The following is a 16,516-nucleotide window of genomic DNA, read 5'->3' on the forward strand; positions in this document are numbered from 1 at the left end:
CCCGTTCACAGTCGGGCGCGGGTTGCTTCGAGCAGTCGTACGACTGAGTCGTCCGCTACGTCCGCCACCTCGGCGTAGGCGAACCAGCGCAGGTCGAGGGACTCGTCGCTGATCGCCTCCACGGCTCCCTGCGGGGCCACGGCGGCGTACTGCACGTCCAGGTGCCAGGCACAGGGCGTGTGATGCCGGTCCAGCCGGACCGGCGTGCTCTGCAGCAGACGCAGCGACGGGATGCCGGACTCCTCGGTGGCCTCGCGGAGCGCGGCGCCGGCGAGCGTGGTGTCGCTCTGTTCGCAGTGCCCGCCCATCTGGAGCCACATCCGCAGCTTCTTGTGGAGCGTGAGCAGGACCCGCTCACGCTCCGGGTCGATCACCAGAGCGCTGGCTGTGATGTGTCCGTCCTCGCAGGCCTTCCACATCCCGTCGGGACGGGCGTCCAGATGGTCCAGGTAGACCTGACGGAGATCCTTCTGATCCTCGTACTTCTCCAGCACCCGGACCGCGTTGTGGTGGAGGGTCACTCGGAGTCGTCGTCCTTCTTCAGGTTCGGCTTCTCGGTGGAGCCGCCCGCGGCCTCGCCGAGCATCTTGTCCAGCTCGGAGAAGTCGAGCTGCTCACGGTGCACGAAGCCGTCCGGATCGTCCAGGTCGGAGGCCGTCGGCAGCATGTCCGGGTGGGCCCACAGGCCGTCCCGGCCGTCGACACCGCGCGCGTCCGTCAGCGACGCCCACAGGCGCGAGGCGTCGCGCAGCCGGCGCGGGCGCAGCTCCAGGCCGATCAGGGTGGCGAACGTCTGCTCGGCCGGGCCGCCCGACGCACGGCGGCGGCGCAGCGTCTCACGCAGCGCGTCCGCGGACGTCAGCCGGGGCTTCGCCGCCGCGTGCACCACCGCGTCCACCCAGCCCTCCACCAGGGCCAGCGCCGTTTCCAGACGGGCGAGGGCGACCTTCTGCTCCGGGGTGTCCTCCGGCTGGAACATGCCCTGCTGAAGCGCGTCCTGCAACTGCTCCGGGTTCTGCGGGTCGAACTGGCCGACCACGTCCTCCAGCTTGGCCGTGTCGACCTTGATCCCGCGCGCGTAGCCGTCGACCGCACCGAACAGATGCGAGCGCAGCCACGGCACGTGGGCGAACAGGCGCTGGTGGGCGGCCTCGCGCAGGGCGAGATACAGCCGCACCTCCTCCTGCGGGACACCCAGGTCCTTGCCGAACGCCTCGATGTTCGCCGGCAGCAGCGCGGCCCGGCCCGCCGGGCCCAGCGGAAGACCGATGTCCGTCGAGCCGACGACCTCGCCCGCGAGCACCCCGACGGCCTGTCCGATCTGCGTACCGAACATGGCGCCGCCCATGGAGCGCATCATGCCGATCAGCGGGCCCGCCATGGCCTGCATCTCCTCGGGCAGGACATCGCCCATGGCCGCGCCGACGCGCTCGGCGACCGGGTCGACCAGTTCCTTCCAGGCGGGCAGGGTCGCCTCGACCCACTCCGCGCGGCTCCACGCCACCGCGGAGCCGGCGCCGGACGGCAGCGATGTCGCGTCGTCCAGCCACAGGTCCGCCAGCCGGACGGCCTCCTCCACCGCGGTGCGCTCGGAGGGACCGATGCTGGAGTCCTTGACGCCGTCGGACGTCCCCTGGGAGACCGTCTGGCGGGCGATCTGCTTGGCCATGTCCCAGTTCACCGGACCGCCCTCGTACGAGAGCATCTGGCCGAGCTGCTGGAACGCGGCGCCCAGGTCGTTGGGGTTCATGGAACCGAACATGGCTGCGAGTGGATTGTCGCCTCCGGGACCACCGAAGCCGGGGAGTCCGAAACCGAACGGTCCCTGACCACCACCGCCCTGCTGGTCCTCCTGCTTGCCCTCGTCGCCGTTCTCCGGCTCCTCCGGCGGAAGGCCGAATCCGAATGGGGTGTCACTCACGGGATTCCTCGGCTGGTAAGGCCGTCGGCTCTTCGACGGCGGCTGCCCGACAACACCACCCAGCCTAGACACCACAGCCGGTTGGGGGCTCGATGCTTCGCTGACTCCTGGCCTGCGGCAGGATGGATGTCACCTGGTACGTACGCGTCACGCGCGTCCTTACTGAAGACAACCGCTGGAGACGCCGGTGAGTTCCCCAGATCCGCAGGTTCGCGCAGCGCGAAACCACTCAACCAACCCGGCCCTACGCGGGCCCGTCGTCGCGGTCACCGGTGCCGCGACGGGCATCGGAGCGCTGCTCACCGAGCGGCTCGCCGCGTCCGAGGAGATCAAGCAGGTCGTCGCCATCGACGAGCGCCGCGGCGAGTGCGCGGCGGCGCAGTGGCACATCCTCGACGTGCGGGATCCGGCCATCGCGGAGAAGCTGCGGGGCGCCGACGTCGTGGTGCATCTGGCCCTCGACCTGAACCTGGAGACGGACGGCGCGGCCCGCACGGCGTACAACGTACGGGGGACACAGACCGTGCTCACCGCTGCCGCCGCGGCCGGGGTGCACCGCGTCGTGCTCTGTACGTCCGCGATGGTCTACGGGGCGCTGCCGGACAACGAACTGCCCCTGGCGGAGGACGCCGAGCTGCGCGCGACCGCCGAGGCGACCGGAGTCGGGGACCTGCTGGAGATCGAGCGGCTCGCCCGGCGCGCGCCGCGGGCGCATCCCGGGCTCAATGTGACGGTGGTGCGGCCCGCGGTGTTGATCGGGGGCACGGACACCGCTCTGACCAGGTACTTCGAGTCACCCCGGCTGCTTGTCGTGGCCGGGTCGCGGCCCGCCTGGCAGTTCTGTCACGTCGAGGATCTGTGCAGCGCCCTGGAGTACGCGGTGCTGGAGAAGGTCGACGGGGAGCTGGCCGTCGGCTGCGACGGATGGCTGGAGCAGGAGGAGGTCGAGGAGCTCAGCGGGATCCGCCGTATGGAGCTGCCGTCCGCTGTCGCTCTGGGCGCGGCGGCCAGGCTGCACAGGATCGGGCTGACTCCCTCTCCGGCCGGGGACCTGGCGTACACGATGTATCCCTGGGTGGTGAGCGGGAGCCGGCTGCACGATGCCGGATGGCGGCCTCAGTGGAGCAACGAGGAGGTGCTCGCGGAGCTGCTGGAAGAGGTCGCCGGGCGGCACACGGTGGTGGGTCGGCGGCTCGGGCGCAAGGACGCGACCGCGGCGGGGGCCGCGGGGGCGACGGTGGCGCTGTTGGGTACGGCCGCGTTGGTGCGACGGGCTCGGAAGGCTCGGCGGCGGATCTGACGGGCGGGGGTGGGGTGCGGCTGTTGCGCCTCCGCCGCCCTACGGGTCGGCGGTGTCGGCCGTGGCACGATGGGGATATGGCATCCCTCAGTGATCATCCCGGTGAGCAGACGGCTCCGGAGCCCATCAAGCTGGTTGCCGTCCGGGAGACACCCCTCTCCCTGGACGAGGTTTTCCGGGCTGTCGGGGACGACTCCGCCGGGGGGACCGCCCTGTTCGTGGGGACCGTGCGGAACCACGACGGGGGCGCCGACGTCGATGCGCTCGGCTATTCGTGTCACCCCAGCGCCGAGGCCGAGATGCGGCGTGTCGCCGAGAAGGTCGTCGCCGAGTTTCCGGTGCGGGCGCTCGCCGCTGTGCATCGGATCGGGGACCTTGCTGTGGGGGACCTCGCCGTCGTGGTCGCCGTGTCCTGCCCGCACCGGGGGGAGGCCTTCGCGGCCTGTCGGAAGTTGATCGACGACCTCAAGCACGAGGTGCCCATCTGGAAGCACCAGACGTTCTCCGACGGGACCGAGGAGTGGGTGGGCGCCTGCTGAGCCGCACGGGCGACCCTCTGTGCGAGGCGTCTCCGGTTGCGTAACCGCCCCCCGGGCGTGAGCGTTAACACGGCGGAGGTTAATCTGCTGATCAGTCAGTTGCGGTCGCTCTTTGGGGTTGGGAGGTCGGCATGGCGGCACTCGCCTGGTTGCTGATTCCGCTGGTGGCTGCGATCGGCGCCGGTTTGTGGGGCAGTTGGGCCAACCGGACGCGCAGAACGCGCGGTGACGGGCCCGAGCTCGACGGCTACGAGCGGTTCCGCGAGGCCATGGAGAAGTCCCGTACCTGAGACGCAGTACTGGCGGCCCTGACGGTGTGCCGACAGGACCGTCCCGTACTGTCGTGCCATGCCACGCCGCACCGCGACGATGCTCGCCTCCACCCTGATGTTGATCGCGCTCCTGTGCGCCGGAGTGTTCATCAATGTGCCGTATTCGGAGCTGTCGCCGGGGCCGACCGTGAACACTCTCGGGGACCACGGCGGCGAGCCGGTGCTGCAGATCTCGGGGCACAAGACCTACGCGACCTCCGGTCACCTGAACATGACCACCGTTCGGGTCACCAGTGCCGACTACAAGATGAACCTTGTCGAGGCGGTGTACGGGTGGCTCTCGCACGACAACAAGGTCGTGCCGCACGACACGCTCTACCCGGACGGAAAGACCGAGGAGCAGTCGACCCAGGAGAACGCCGAGGAGTTCAGCCAGTCCCAGGAGAGCGCCAAGGTCGCGGCGCTGGACAAGCTCGGCGTTCCGGTGCAGTCCTGGGTGATCGTCGCCACCGTCGTGAAGGGGTCCCCCTCAGAGGGCGTGCTGCACGCCGGTGATGTCATCAAGGCCGTCGACGGTACGCCGGTCAAGGTGACCACCGACGTCGCCAAGCTGGTGACCAAGCACAAGGCGGGCGAGAAGGTCGTCTTCACCATCGTGCCCGCCGCGGAGCAGGCCGCCGCCGAGAAGGCGAACCGGGCGGCCACCAAGTCGCGGGACATCACCATCACGACCACCAAGTCGAACGACGAGGACGCCCAGCGAGCCATCGTTGGGATCTCCGCCGGGACCGACCACACCTTCCCGTTCACCATCGACATCAAGCTCGCCGATGTCGGAGGGCCCAGCGCGGGGCTCATGTTCGCCCTCGGCATCTACGACAAGCTGACGCCCGGAAGCCTCACCGGCGGCAAGTTCGTGGCCGGCACCGGCACCATCGACGACGACGGCGTGGTCGGCCCCATCGGCGGGATCGAGATGAAGACCGTCGGTGCCCGGGACAAGGGGGCTCAGTACTTCCTGACGCCGGCCGACAACTGCGCGGCCGCCGCCTCGGACACCCCGGACGGGCTGACACTCGTCAAGGTGAGCACCATTGGCGACGCGTTGAGCGCGCTCAAGGACATCCGCTCCGGCGACACCGCTGATCTGCCGAAGTGCAGCACCAAGTAGGCTGCAGCGAGTGAGCGGGGAGGGGGTGCGCGGTCCACGGACCGCGCACCCCCTCCCTTGTTCCTAAAGTGCTCCGCTAGTCCGCGAACGTCGCCGACAATGCCTCCGCCAGGCCCGGTACCAGGCCCGAGCCCGTGAGCACCTCCGTCGCCGCGTCCTTCTCGCGCAGGCGCACCGCCGAGTCACGTGTGCCGTCACGCAGGACCGCGACAGTCATCCGGACCTCCTGACGGTCTGGGTGCGCGGCGACCCAGGCCGCCAGCTTCTTGTCGCTCAGCCCCTGCGGGACCGCCGCTTCCGCGGACGGCGGGAGCATCAGGCGCTCGACGGTGAGGGCGCAGCCCATCACGGAGTCCGGCCAGGCGATGGTGGCGAGGAACTCGTCCAGCGGCTTTCCCGCCGGGATCTCGTCCTGTTCGATCGGGGTGAGACCGGTGGACGCCTGCTCGTCCGCCAGGCCGAGCTGGGCCGCGAGAGCGGGTTCCTGGACCCGCAGCCGGGCGGTGTCTACGAGGGCGAAGAGACGAGCCGGCTGGTCCCAGCCGAGGCCGGAGGCGTACTCGTCGATCTCGAGTACGGCCCGGGTGAGCGGGTTCGCCGCCATGGGAGTGTTGGACATGGTCACAATCCTGCCTCGTTCATGGCCCGAAACGGGAACCGAGTAAAGCGTGAGTAAGTTGCATAGGTGAGGCCCCTACGATCACGGGCCTGACGGATGGTCCACGAACACGGGGGCCTGACGGACCGACAGCGACTTTTGAGGTGCCAACCTTGGCTTTCCAGATGCCGGACCGCGGCGGAGGCCCGCAGGGGCCACGGATCAGAGTGGGCCGCCCGTCCCGGCGCGTCCGGACCCTGCTCATGACACTGGGCGTCCTTGCCGTACTCGGCATGGCGTTCATCATGTTCGCGGGCTTCTGGACGGAGTGGCTCTGGTACCGCTCGGTCGACTACTCATCTGTCTTCACGACCACGCTGTGGACCAAGATCGGTCTCTTCCTCGTTTTCGGTCTGCTTATGGCGACAGCGGTAGGGGTGAACATCTGGCTGGCGCACCGGCTGCGCCCGCCGCTGAGCGCCATGTCGATGGAGCAGCAGAGCCTCGACCGTTACCGCATGGGCATCGCCCCGTACAAGAAGTGGCTGCTGCTCGGTATCACCGCCCTGGTCGGTCTCATCGCGGGCGCGTCGGCGTCCGGGCAGTGGCGGACCTGGCTGATGTGGGTCAATGGAGTGTCCTTCGGACAGAAGGACCCCCAGTTCGGTCTGGACGTGTCCTTCTACGCCTTCGACCTGCCCTGGTACCGCTTCCTGATGGGCTTCGGCTTCGCTGCCACGATCCTGTCCCTGATCGCCGCCGCCCTCACCCACTACCTGTACGGCGGGCTGCGCGTCACCAGCCCGGGTGCCCGTGCCACGGCCGCGGCGACCGGACATCTGTCCGTGCTGCTGGGTATCTTCGTCGCCCTCAAGGCGGTCGCGTACTGGCTCGACCGGTACGGGCTCGCGGTGAAGTCGAGTGACTTCAAGGCGACCGGCAACTGGACGGGTCTGCGGTACGTCGACGCCAACGCCTACCTGCCGGCCAAGACCATCCTGTTCTGCATCGCCATCATCTGTTCGCTGCTGTTCTTCGCGACCCTGTGGCGGCGCACCTGGCAGCTGCCCGTCATCGGCTTCGGACTGATGGTCCTCTCGGCCATCCTCATCGGCGGGCTGTACCCGGCGATCGTGCAGAAGTTCCAGGTCCAGCCGAACGAGCAGGCGAAGGAAGCCCCGTACGTCGAGAAGAACCTGAAGGCGACGCGCGAGGCGTACGGCATCGACGGCGCCAAGGTCAGCGAGTACGCCGGCCGCAGCGACACCGAGGACAAGACCAAGCTGCGGGACGACGTGGACGCCACGGCGAGCATCCGCATCATGGACCCCAACATCGTGTCGCCGACGTTCCAGCAGCTCCAGCAGATGCGTAATTACTACGCGTTCCCGACCAACCTGGATGTCGACCGGTACAGCAAGGACGGCAAGAACGGCGGGGATCAAGACACCGTCATCGGTCTGCGTGAGCTGAACCTCAACGGCATTCCGAAGAACAACTGGATCAACGACCACTTCCGTTACACGCACGGATTCGGTGTGGTCGCGGCCAAGGGCACCACGGCGGACGCCGAGGGGCGCCCGGTCTTCACCGAGTCCGACCTGCCGTCCACGGGTGACCTCGGGACGTACCAGCAGCGGATCTACTACGGCGAGAAGACCAGCCAGTACTCGATCGTCGGCGGTCCCCAGAAGGAGATCGACTACTCCGACGACGCCGGTGAGAAGACCACGAGCTACAAGGCGAAGAGCGGTGTCAGCCTCTCCAGCCCGATAAACCGCGCAGCGTACGCCGTCGCGTTCAGCGAGCCGCAGATCCTCTACTCCGGTGCCATCGGCGAGGGTTCGCGGATCCTGTACAACCGCACGCCCAAGGAGCGGGTCGAGGCGGTCGCGCCCTGGCTGACCATCGACGGCGACGCCTACCCGGCCGTCGTCGACGGTGAGATCCAGTGGATCGTCGACGCGTACACGACGACGAACGGCTATCCGTACGCCTCCCGCACCACCCTCGGGGACACGACGGCCGACTCGCTCACCGCCAACAACAACCAGCGTGCGGTGGTGGCCCAGCAGAACCAGGTCAACTACATCCGCAACTCGGTGAAGGCGACCGTCGACGCGTACACCGGCGAGGTCAAGCTCTACCAGTGGGACACCAAGGACCCGGTCCTGAAGACCTGGATGAAGGCCTTCCCGAACACGGTCGAGCCGAAGAGCGACATCTCGGCCTCGCTGATGGCCCATCTCCGGTACCCGCAGGACCTGTTCAAGGTCCAGCGCGAGCTGCTGACCCGCTACCACGTGGCGTCCGCGTCGACGTTCCTCAGCGGCTCTGAGGTGTGGCAGGTGCCCGACGACCCGAGCAACAAGTCGGGCGACGCGGTGCCGCCGTACTACCTCAGCATGAAGATGCCCGACCAGTCGGCGCAGGCGTTCTCCCTGACGACGACGTTCACGCCGAACGGCCGGGACAACCTGAGCGCCTTCATGTCGGTCAACGCGGAGGCGGGGACAAGCGATTACGGCACCATCAGAATCCTGAAGCTGCCGACGAGCAGAACCGTCGACGGACCCAAACAGGTCCAGAGCCAGTTCAACTCCGAACAGGACATTGCCGAGTCCATCAGGCTGCTGAGAGGCGGGGACTCGGAGATCGAGTACGGCAACCTGCTGACAGTGCCGCTCGACGGCGGTCTGCTCTACGTGGAACCCGTCTACGTACGAGGCAGCGGACTCAAGTACCCGCTGTTGCGCAAGGTGTTGGTGACCTACGGCGGCCAGACCGCCTTCGAGGACACCCTCGACGCCGCGCTCAACAAGGTCTTCGGGGCGCAGGGCACGACCACCGAGCCGCCGGACGAGGGCGGTGGTACGACGACACCGCCGCCGGCGTCCGAGAACCCGACGGTCCAAGAGGCGCTCACCGACGCCCAGAAGGCCTTCGCCGACGGCCAGACCGCCCTCCAGAAGGGCGACTGGGAGGCGTACGGCAAGGCACAGGCAGCCCTTGAGGCCGCCCTCAAGCGGGCCGAGGAGGCGCAGTCCGCCGCAGGCAAGGGCGACAAGGCCGGCAAGGGTGACAAGGCGAGCCCCAGTCCCAGTGGCAGTCCGAGCGCCGGCCCAAGTAGCAGTCCCAGCAGCAGTTCGAGCAGCGGTTAGTGCTGGTCGGACCTGCTGAGGTCGCGGCCTCAGCTCCTCCCGCGCCGTGGTACGGTTGGAACACAACGGCGCGGGGTGGAGCAGCTCGGTAGCTCGCTGGGCTCATAACCCAGAGGTCGCAGGTTCAAATCCTGTCCCCGCTACTGATTGCGAAGGCCCGGATCCTCCAAGGATCCGGGCCTTCGTGGTGTGCGAACGCATGTGCCGACCAGGTTAAGGTCGCGCCTTCCAGGGGCACTTGAGGGGAACTGTGTTTGACTTGTCTCTCTGTGGGCATGTCGACAAAACGCTGAATTGACCTCACTGGCTGCGGTATACCAGGTGTACCCAGGTTGCAGGTGGTGCGACGATGGACGTTATGGGGGACAAGGCAACTCTGTTGGAGACAGGGCGATTTGTGCAGCCTTCCGACCGGGACGAAACCGGCGAGGCGGTGGAAGAGGCACGCCAACGGCTCGCCGCCGAGGCCGGCGACGTCGAGGCGATGAGTGTCCTCGGAGCCATGCTGCTGCGTCGCGGTGATCTCGACGGAGCCGAGCCGCAGCTGCGTGCCGCCACCGCCGCCGGTGACCGTGCCGCGGCCAACAACCTCGGCGTCCTCCTCCACCAGCGCGGGTACGCGGACGACGCCGCCGGCTGGTGGCGGATCGCCGCCGTCGCGGGATCGGCTCCCGCCGCCCATGCGCTCGGCCGCCACCACCGTGAGCGGGGCGACGAGCCGGCCGCCGAGTACTGGCTGCGCCAGTCCGCCGAGCAGGGGCACGTGCTGGGCGCTTACGCCCTCGCCGATCTGCTGGAGCACCGCGGGGACGCGGCAACCGAGCAGTGGATGCGCGTCGCCGCCGAACGGGGACACCGGGAGGCCGCGTACCGGATCGCCCGCGCGCTCGACCGCAAGGCCGCGGCCGACGCCGGTGTCGGTGTCGAGGAGGGTGCGGGCGACGGTGGTGCCGGGGAGGCCGAGCAGTGGTACCGGCAGGCTGCCGCCCGTGGGCATCAGCGGGCGGCGCTGCACCTCGGGGCCATTCTGGAGAAGCGCGGCGAGCTCAAGGAGGCCGGACGCTGGTATCTGACGTCCGCCAAGGACGGCGAGGCCCGGGCCGCGTGCGCGCTCGGATTCCTGCTGCGCGACGCGGGCGACTCCGAGAGCGCCGCCGTATGGTGGCTGCGGGCTGCCCAGGACGGGGACGGCAACGCCGCCAACGCGCTGGGCGCGCTGCATGCCGAGCGGGGCGAGACCCAGACCGCCGAGCGCTGGTACCGGGCGGCGATGGACGCCGGGGACGTGAACGGCGCGTACAACCTCGGGCTGCTCTGCGCTGAGCAGTCGCGTACCGCGCAGGCCGAACAGTGGTACCGGCGGGCCGCGTACGCGGGGCACCGCGAGGCCGCGAACGCGCTCGCCATCCTGCTGCTGCAGGGTAGGGACGCGGCGGGGGCTGAGCCGTGGTTCTCCAAGGCGGCCGAGGCGGGAAGTGTGGACGCTGCTTTCAACCTGGGGATCCTGCACGCCGGACGGGGTGAGGAGGCGGCCGCCCTGCGCTGGTACGAGCGGGCCGCCGGCGCCGGGCACACCGAGGCGGCGCTGCAGGTCGGCATCGCCCGGCTCCGTGAGGGGGACGAGCGGGAGGCCGAGCGGTATCTGCGGTGTGCGGCGGGCGGGGGGAGCCCCGAGGCCGCGTACCGGCTGGCCTCCGTGCTCGATGCCCGGCGTCCGCAGGCGCCCGCGCATGAGCTGGGCGAGATCGCGCACGAGAAGACCGAGTGCGAGGAGTGGTACGAGCGGGCGGCTTCCCAGGGGCATCGGCGGGCGCAGGTGCGGGTGGGGATGCTGGCGTCGGCTCGCGGGGACGTGGTGGAGGCGGCTCGGTGGTATCGGGCCGCGGCTGAGGCCGGGTCTCGTAACGGGGCGTTCAATCTGGGGCTGTTGCTGGCTCGGGAGGGGAGTGAGCCGGAGGCAGCGGTGTGGTGGGCTCGGGCGGCTGAGGCGGGGCATGGGCGGGCTGCGTTGCGGCTGGCGCTGGTGTATGCGCGGCGGGGGGAGTTGGCGGAGGGGCAGCGGTGGGCTGATCTGGCGGTTTCGCTGGGGCCGGGGGAGGTCGCTGAGCGGGCGGCTCGGTTGCGGGATGCGTTGCGGGAGGAGCTTTCCGCTTGAGGGTGCGGTGGGTGGGGTGTGGTTGTTTCGCCCCCGCCGCCCCTACCCGTCCCATCCCGTTCCTGGGGGCTGCGCCCCCAGACCCCCGCTGCCGGCCCTGAAGGGGCCTTGTCCTCAAGCGCCGGACGGGCTGGAAATGTGGGCCTGCGCTGGGGGTGGGAGTTAAGTGATTTGCCTTCGTGGGGTGGGCTGACGTAACGTTGGGTTTACCGACGCGGGGTGGAGCAGCTCGGTAGCTCGCTGGGCTCATAACCCAGAGGTCGCAGGTTCAAATCCTGTCCCCGCTACTTGAGGCCTAGGGCCGGAGTCCGATACAGGACTTCGGCCCTAGGTGTTTTTCCGGGTCAGGCGGTCGCGTGCTGTCGGGTCGCGCGGCGTACCGGGGCCCAGCAGCGGATGATGTCGCGGACCGAGACGATGCCCACGGGCTCGCCGCCGTCCAGGACGATGAGGTGGCGGAAGCCGCCGTGGGCCATCGCGTGCGCGGCGTCCTCCAGGGTCCAGGAGGGGGCGGCGAAGACCACGTCGTTGGTGGTGTGGGCGTGGGTGCGTTCCGTGTCGGGGCTCTGGCCGAGGCCCACGGAGTTGAGGATGTCGCGTTCGGTCAGGATGCCGATTCCGCCGGCGTCCGGGTCGAGGACCACCGCCGCGCCGACCCGCCGTGCGGCCATCAGTGTGGCGGCCTGGCGGAGTGTGTGATCGGGGCCGATGGTGAGGACCACGGAACTCATGGCGTCGCGTACGAGCATGGGGTGGAGCCACCTCCTAGAGAGTTCCCGCCCCTGTTTCGCTGCCTTGTTCAGTGTTTCACAAGTTCACAAGTGGGGGGAGCTTCAGGGTGGCAGGTAAAGCGACGGTCAACAAGGGGGCGTGTGCGGCTGTTACAGGGCGTGCGGAGGGCCGGGGATCGGATCAGTAGCGCTGGTTCAGGTAACCCAGCATCTCGTCGTGAAGGTGGCCGTTGGATGCCGCCGCGTCTCCGCTGTGCGGGCCCGGGCGGCCGTCGAGGCCGGTGAACGTGCCGCCGGCCTCCGTGACGATGATCGCGTTGGCCGCCATGTCCCACAGGGACAGCTCCGGCTCGGCGCAGATGTCGATCGAGCCCTCGGCGACCATCATGTACGGCCAGAAGTCGCCGTACGCGCGCGTGCGCCACACCTCGCGGGTCAGGTCGAGGAAGCCGCCCAGCACACCGCGGTCCTCCCAGCCGGTGAGCGAGGAGTACGCGAACGACGCGTCCGTCATCTTCGAGACGTTCGAGACGCGCAGTCGGGACGACGAGGAGAGACTGCGGCCGGTGAAGGCGCCGTGGCCCTTCGCCGCCCACCAGCGGCGGCCCAGAGCGGGGGCGGAGACCAGACCGACCACCGGCTGGAAGCCGCCCTCACCCGCCTCCATCAGGGAGATCAGCGTGGCCCAGACGGGCACCCCGCGAACGTAGTTCTTGGTGCCGTCGATCGGGTCGATCACCCAGCGGCGGGGGCCGGTGCCCTCGACGCCGTACTCCTCGCCGAGGATCGCGTCGCGCGGGCGGGCGCGCTGCAACTGGCCCCGGATCAGCTCCTCGGCCGACTTGTCCGCCTCGCTGACCGGTGTCATGTCCGGCTTCGTCTCGACCTTGAGGTCGAGTGCCTTGAACCGGCCCATCGTCGTGGCGTCGGCGGCGTCCGCGAGGACGTGGGCAAGGCGCAGGTCATCGAGATAGTCGGGCATAGGCGAACCGTATCTTTCGAGGCTGTCGCAGGGCTACAGGGGGCGGTGGGTGCGATGGCCCGCGGTTGACCGGTGCCGCCGGTGCCGCCGGCGGCTCGGGCGTGCGAATGTCGATACGCGCCCCCCGGTGCCGTCGCGAACCCTTGACAGTGACTCCGTGCGCGTCAAACCTGGGCCCAGAGCCGCTCGGCCCTGGGAGGCGGATCATGCCTGCAGCGCGGGATTCCTTGCTGGACGCCGCATACACGGCGCTCGCGCGTCGTCCGTGGTCAGCGGTGCGCATGGTCGACGTCGCGGCGGCGGCCGGAGTGTCCCGGCAGACGCTGTACAACGAGTTCGGCAGCAAGGACGGGCTCGCCCGGGCCCTGGTCCGCAGGGAGGCCGACGCCTACCTCGCGGGTGTCGAGCGGGCGCTGACCGGACCCGCCGACCCGGGTTCCGGAGCGCGGGAACGGCTCACCGCGGCCGCCGAGTGGACCGCGTCGGCCGCCCGCGACAGCGTCCTGGTGCGGGCCCTGCTGACCGGCTGCTGGAGCGAACGGCTGCCCTCGCCGACGCTGTCCGCCGTGCCGTCCGCCGCCACGGTGCCCGCGCAGCGGCGGGCCGACGGGCCGCTGCCCTCGCCCGGTGAGTTCGTGGCGCTCGTCCGGGACCGTGCCGTGACCGTGCTGTCCGGCACCGGCGCGGCCAAGTCGGACGTCGCCGAGATGTCCCGTACCTGCGAACTGGCGGTCAGGCTCGCCCTGTCCTGCGTCGCCGCGCCCCCGGGGGAGGGCGGTCTCGCCGACCTCGTACGGAGTGTGTTACGGCCCTCGGACGCCGCTGTGTGGAACTGAGGGGGCGGGTGCGGCCGGTGCCGTCAGTGGGACGAGCCCGACAACTGCAGGCCGATCACGCCGATGATCACCAGGCTGATCGAGACGATTTTCAGGACGGACACCAGGTCGTCGAGGAAGACCATCCCGTAGATCGTGGTGCCCGCCGCGCCGATGCCGGTCCACACCGCGTACGCCGGGCCCACGTCGAGCTTCTTCAGGGAGAGCGTCAGCAGGCCGAAGCTGCCGAGGGCGAAGACGCAGAACGCGACCGTCGGCCACAGGCGGGTGAAGCCGTGGGACAGCTTCAGACAGACGGCGAAGCCGGTTTCGAGGAGTCCCGCCACAACGACCAGCAGCCACGCCATGTCTTGTCCTCCCGTGTACCACGTCGACCGCTTCGTCACGCTCGGATCCGGCTCGGTGCGATTATGCACTTACCGGCTCCCATGGCGGCCAAACAACGCGGAGGTCAGTCGCCCTCTGTTCGCTCCCTTGTCGACAGCAGTCGCCGCAGGGAGTAGAGCCGCGCCGGGTCGGCGTGCCCCTTCTCCACCCACTCGTCCAGCGCGCAGTCGGGCTCGTCGTGACTGCACGCGCGCGGGCAGCCCTCCGTGCCCGGTTCCAGGTCGGGGAAGGCGTGGATCACGAGGGACGGGTCGACATGGTGCAGCCCGAACGAACGTACGCCCGGGGTGTCGACCACCCAGCCCGCGTTGCCCGAGAGGGGGAGGGCCAGGGCGGAGGTGGTGGTGTGGCGGCCCCGGCCCGTCACCGCGTTGACGTGTCCGACCGAGCGCCGTTGGTCGTGCGGCACCAGGGCGTTGACCAGGGTCGTCTTGCCGACGCCCGAGTGGCCGACGAACGCCGTGATCTTGCCGTCCAGTTGCTCGCGTACGCGGGCCACGGCGGCCCCGCTCTCCAGTTCGGGGCGGCTCGTGACGACGTACGGGATGTCCAGGGCGCCGTACAGCTCCAGGAGCTTGTCGGGCGGGGACAGGTCCGACTTGGTCAGGACCAGGAGCGGGGTCAGGCCGCCGGCGTACGCCGCCACCAGGCAGCGGTCGATCAGCCGGGGGCGGGGTTCCGGGTCGGCCAGCGCCGTGACGATGGCCAGTTGGTCGGCGTTGGCCACGACCACCCGCTCGTAGGGGTCGTCGTCGTCCGCCGTGCGGCGCAGGAGCGAGGTGCGCTCCCCGATGCGGACGATACGGGCGAGGGTGTCCTTCTTGCCGGAGAGGTCGCCGATGACGGCCACATGGTCGCCGACGACCGCGGCCTTGCGGCCCAGTTCGCGGGCCTTCATCGCCATGACGATCCGGTCGTCGACCAGGACGGTCAGCCGGCCCCGGTCGACGGTGAGGACCATGCCGTCGGACGCGTCCTCGTGCTTCGGGCGGATGTTCGTGCGAGGCCGGTTGCCCTTGCGGTTCGGGCGCTGGCGGATGTCGTCCTCGTCGGTGTTCTTGCCGTAGCGGCGCATGATTCCGGTCCGCCCGTCAGTTCCCGAGCATTCCGGCCCACAGATCGGGGAAGTCCGGGAGGGTCTTCGCCGTCGTCGCCACGTTCTCGATCCGTACGTCCTTCACCGCCAGTCCGATGATCGCGCCGGCCGTCGCCATTCGGTGGTCCTCGTACGTGTGGAAGGTGCCGCCGTGCAGGGTGCGCGGGCGGATGTGCAGGCCGTCGGCCGTCTCGGTCACGTCGCCGCCGAGTTCGTTGATCTCCTTGGTCAGGGCCGCCAGGCGGTCCGTCTCGTGGAGGCGCAGATGGGCCACTCCGGTGAGGGTGGACGGGGAGTCCGCGAGGGCTGCGACCGCCGCGATGCCCGGGGTCAGCTCACCGACCTCGCTCAGGTCCACGTCGATGCCGTGGATCGACCCGGAGCCCGTGAACTCCAGCCCGTACTCGGTGAGTTCGCAGGAACCGCCCATCTCCGTGAAGATCTCGCGGAGCCGGTCGCCGGGCTGGGTGGTGCGGGCCGGCCAGTCCGGGATCGTCACCCTGCCGCCGGTCACCAGAGCCGCCGCCAGGAACGGCTGGGCGTTGGAGAGGTCCGGCTCGATGGTGAGGTCCCGGCCGAGCAGGGCGCCCGGCGTGACCCGCCAGACGTTCGGCTCGCCGCCCGACTCGGGGGTGTCCACCTGGGCGCCGACCGCGCGGAGCATGTCGACCGTCATCCGGATGTGCGGGAGCGAGGGCAGGGTCGCGCCGGTGTGGCGGACCTCCACACCCTGGTTGAAGCGCGGCGCGGAGAGGAGCAGGGCGCTGACGAACTGCGACGACGAGGACGCGTCGATCGACACCGGGCCGCCGTCGAGGGCGCCGCTGCCGTGCACCGTGAGCGGGAGCGCGCCGCGGCCGTCGTCGTCGATGCGGGCGCCGAGGGCGCGCAGGCCGTCGATCACGCCGTGGAGCGGACGCTCGTACGAACGCGGGTCGCCGTCGAAGCGGATGGGGCCGTCCGCGAGGGCGGCGACCGGGGGCAGGAAGCGCATCACGGTGCCGGCGTTGCCGACGTCGACGGTGGCGGGGCCGTGCAGACCGGAGGGGATCACGCGCCAGGCCTCACCGGAACCGTCGGGGTCCCCCGCGACGGACGAGCTGGAGGACACCGTCTCCTCGATGCCGACGCCCATCGTGCGCAGGGCGCCCGCCATCAGGAGGGTGTCGCGGGAACGGAGGGGGCGGCGCAGCCAGCCGGGCTCCGAGGCGAGGGCGGCGAGGATGAGGGCGCGGTTGGTGACGGACTTGGACCCGGGCACGTGGACCGTCGCGTCGACGGCTCCGGTCGCGTGCGGGGCGGGCCAGAGAGCGGTGTCTGCGGGGTTCGGGGCCATGGGGTCACTTTAGTAGTCGCTTGAGATTCGG

The 16,516-nt window shown here is 69.8% G+C and carries 15 protein-coding genes and 2 tRNA genes; 9 read left to right on the top strand and 8 right to left on the bottom strand.

The window, feature by feature from the left end; genetic code table 11:
• Nucleotides 1-5: 5 nt before the first annotated feature.
• Together OG241_RS37685 and OG241_RS37690 are read right to left on the bottom strand one after the other, a co-directional pair.
• Nucleotides 6-521: an NUDIX hydrolase gene (locus OG241_RS37685; RefSeq protein ID WP_405821936.1), complete on the bottom strand. Its 516-nt coding sequence runs from the start codon at nucleotides 519-521 to the stop codon at nucleotides 6-8.
• The gene (locus OG241_RS37690) at nucleotides 518-1,921 is read right to left on the bottom strand and encodes a zinc-dependent metalloprotease (protein WP_405821938.1); all 1,404 of its coding nucleotides are present in this window, start codon (nucleotides 1,919-1,921) and stop codon (nucleotides 518-520) included. The genes OG241_RS37685 and OG241_RS37690 overlap by 4 nt, the downstream gene beginning before the upstream one ends.
• A 187-nt stretch (nucleotides 1,922-2,108) precedes the next feature.
• Here OG241_RS37690 and OG241_RS37695 point away from each other — a divergent pair, with 187 nt between their 5' ends.
• The 4 genes from OG241_RS37695 to OG241_RS37710 all read left to right on the top strand — a co-directional run bounded on the left by OG241_RS37695 (nucleotide 2,109) and on the right by OG241_RS37710 (nucleotide 5,203).
• Nucleotides 2,109-3,221, top strand: coding sequence for an SDR family oxidoreductase (locus OG241_RS37695; RefSeq protein ID WP_334588760.1), 1,113 nt, complete (start codon nucleotides 2,109-2,111; stop codon nucleotides 3,219-3,221).
• Nucleotides 3,222-3,298: 77 nt separating this feature from the next.
• Nucleotides 3,299-3,760, top strand: coding sequence for a molybdenum cofactor biosynthesis protein MoaE (locus tag OG241_RS37700; RefSeq protein WP_405821940.1), 462 nt, complete (start codon nucleotides 3,299-3,301; stop codon nucleotides 3,758-3,760).
• 131 nt (nucleotides 3,761-3,891) lie between these two features.
• Nucleotides 3,892-4,050 (top strand): hypothetical protein, encoded by a 159-nt coding sequence (locus OG241_RS37705; RefSeq protein WP_006379628.1) that lies wholly within the window; start codon nucleotides 3,892-3,894, stop codon nucleotides 4,048-4,050.
• A gap of 58 nt (nucleotides 4,051-4,108) precedes the next feature.
• Nucleotides 4,109-5,203, top strand: coding sequence for a PDZ domain-containing protein (locus tag OG241_RS37710; protein WP_405821942.1), 1,095 nt, complete (start codon nucleotides 4,109-4,111; stop codon nucleotides 5,201-5,203).
• 76 nt (nucleotides 5,204-5,279) lie between these two features.
• Here OG241_RS37710 and OG241_RS37715 read toward each other — a convergent pair whose 3' ends face one another.
• Nucleotides 5,280-5,822, bottom strand: coding sequence for a PPA1309 family protein (locus OG241_RS37715; protein ID WP_405821944.1), 543 nt, complete (start codon nucleotides 5,820-5,822; stop codon nucleotides 5,280-5,282).
• A gap of 164 nt (nucleotides 5,823-5,986) precedes the next feature.
• Here OG241_RS37715 and OG241_RS37720 point away from each other — a divergent pair, with 164 nt between their 5' ends.
• The 4 genes from OG241_RS37720 (at nucleotide 5,987) to OG241_RS37735 (ending at nucleotide 11,404) form a co-directional block, all read left to right on the top strand.
• Nucleotides 5,987-8,962, top strand: coding sequence for a UPF0182 family protein (locus OG241_RS37720; protein WP_405826664.1), 2,976 nt, complete (start codon nucleotides 5,987-5,989; stop codon nucleotides 8,960-8,962).
• Between the two features lie 69 nt (nucleotides 8,963-9,031).
• Nucleotides 9,032-9,105, top strand: a tRNA-Met gene (locus tag OG241_RS37725).
• A 206-nt stretch (nucleotides 9,106-9,311) separates the two neighbouring features.
• The gene (locus tag OG241_RS37730; protein WP_405821946.1) at nucleotides 9,312-11,117 is read left to right on the top strand and encodes a sel1 repeat family protein; all 1,806 of its coding nucleotides are present in this window, start codon (nucleotides 9,312-9,314) and stop codon (nucleotides 11,115-11,117) included.
• Nucleotides 11,118-11,330: 213 nt separating this feature from the next.
• A tRNA-Met gene (locus OG241_RS37735) sits at nucleotides 11,331-11,404 on the top strand.
• A gap of 57 nt (nucleotides 11,405-11,461) precedes the next feature.
• Here the strand turns inward: OG241_RS37735 and OG241_RS37740 are convergent.
• Both OG241_RS37740 and hisN read right to left on the bottom strand, forming a co-directional pair.
• The gene (locus OG241_RS37740) at nucleotides 11,462-11,866 is read right to left on the bottom strand and encodes a cyclic nucleotide-binding/CBS domain-containing protein (protein WP_405821948.1); all 405 of its coding nucleotides are present in this window, start codon (nucleotides 11,864-11,866) and stop codon (nucleotides 11,462-11,464) included.
• Between the two features lie 163 nt (nucleotides 11,867-12,029).
• On the bottom strand, nucleotides 12,030-12,830 hold the full coding sequence (gene hisN, locus OG241_RS37745) for a histidinol-phosphatase (RefSeq protein WP_319092083.1): 801 nt from the start codon (nucleotides 12,828-12,830) through the stop codon (nucleotides 12,030-12,032).
• A 206-nt stretch (nucleotides 12,831-13,036) separates the two neighbouring features.
• Between hisN and OG241_RS37750 the strand changes: the two genes are divergently transcribed.
• Entirely contained in the window at nucleotides 13,037-13,666 is a 630-nt protein-coding gene (locus OG241_RS37750; protein ID WP_405821950.1) for a TetR/AcrR family transcriptional regulator, read from the top strand.
• A gap of 23 nt (nucleotides 13,667-13,689) precedes the next feature.
• On the opposite strand, the gene OG241_RS37755 is transcribed toward OG241_RS37750, so the two are convergent.
• The 3 genes from OG241_RS37755 to aroA all read right to left on the bottom strand — a co-directional run bounded on the left by OG241_RS37755 (nucleotide 13,690) and on the right by aroA (nucleotide 16,485).
• The gene (locus OG241_RS37755) at nucleotides 13,690-14,013 is read right to left on the bottom strand and encodes a multidrug efflux SMR transporter (RefSeq protein ID WP_006383410.1); all 324 of its coding nucleotides are present in this window, start codon (nucleotides 14,011-14,013) and stop codon (nucleotides 13,690-13,692) included.
• 104 nt (nucleotides 14,014-14,117) lie between these two features.
• Nucleotides 14,118-15,128, bottom strand: a complete 1,011-nt coding sequence (gene rsgA, locus OG241_RS37760; RefSeq protein WP_405821952.1) for a ribosome small subunit-dependent GTPase A — start codon at nucleotides 15,126-15,128, stop codon at nucleotides 14,118-14,120.
• A 16-nt stretch (nucleotides 15,129-15,144) separates the two neighbouring features.
• Nucleotides 15,145-16,485: a 3-phosphoshikimate 1-carboxyvinyltransferase gene (gene aroA, locus OG241_RS37765; protein WP_405821954.1), complete on the bottom strand. Its 1,341-nt coding sequence runs from the start codon at nucleotides 16,483-16,485 to the stop codon at nucleotides 15,145-15,147.
• Nucleotides 16,486-16,516: the final 31 nt, after the last annotated feature.

It is taken from the genome of Streptomyces sp. NBC_01390 (assembly GCF_045040105.1).
Taxonomy (GTDB): domain Bacteria; phylum Actinomycetota; class Actinomycetes; order Streptomycetales; family Streptomycetaceae; genus Streptomyces.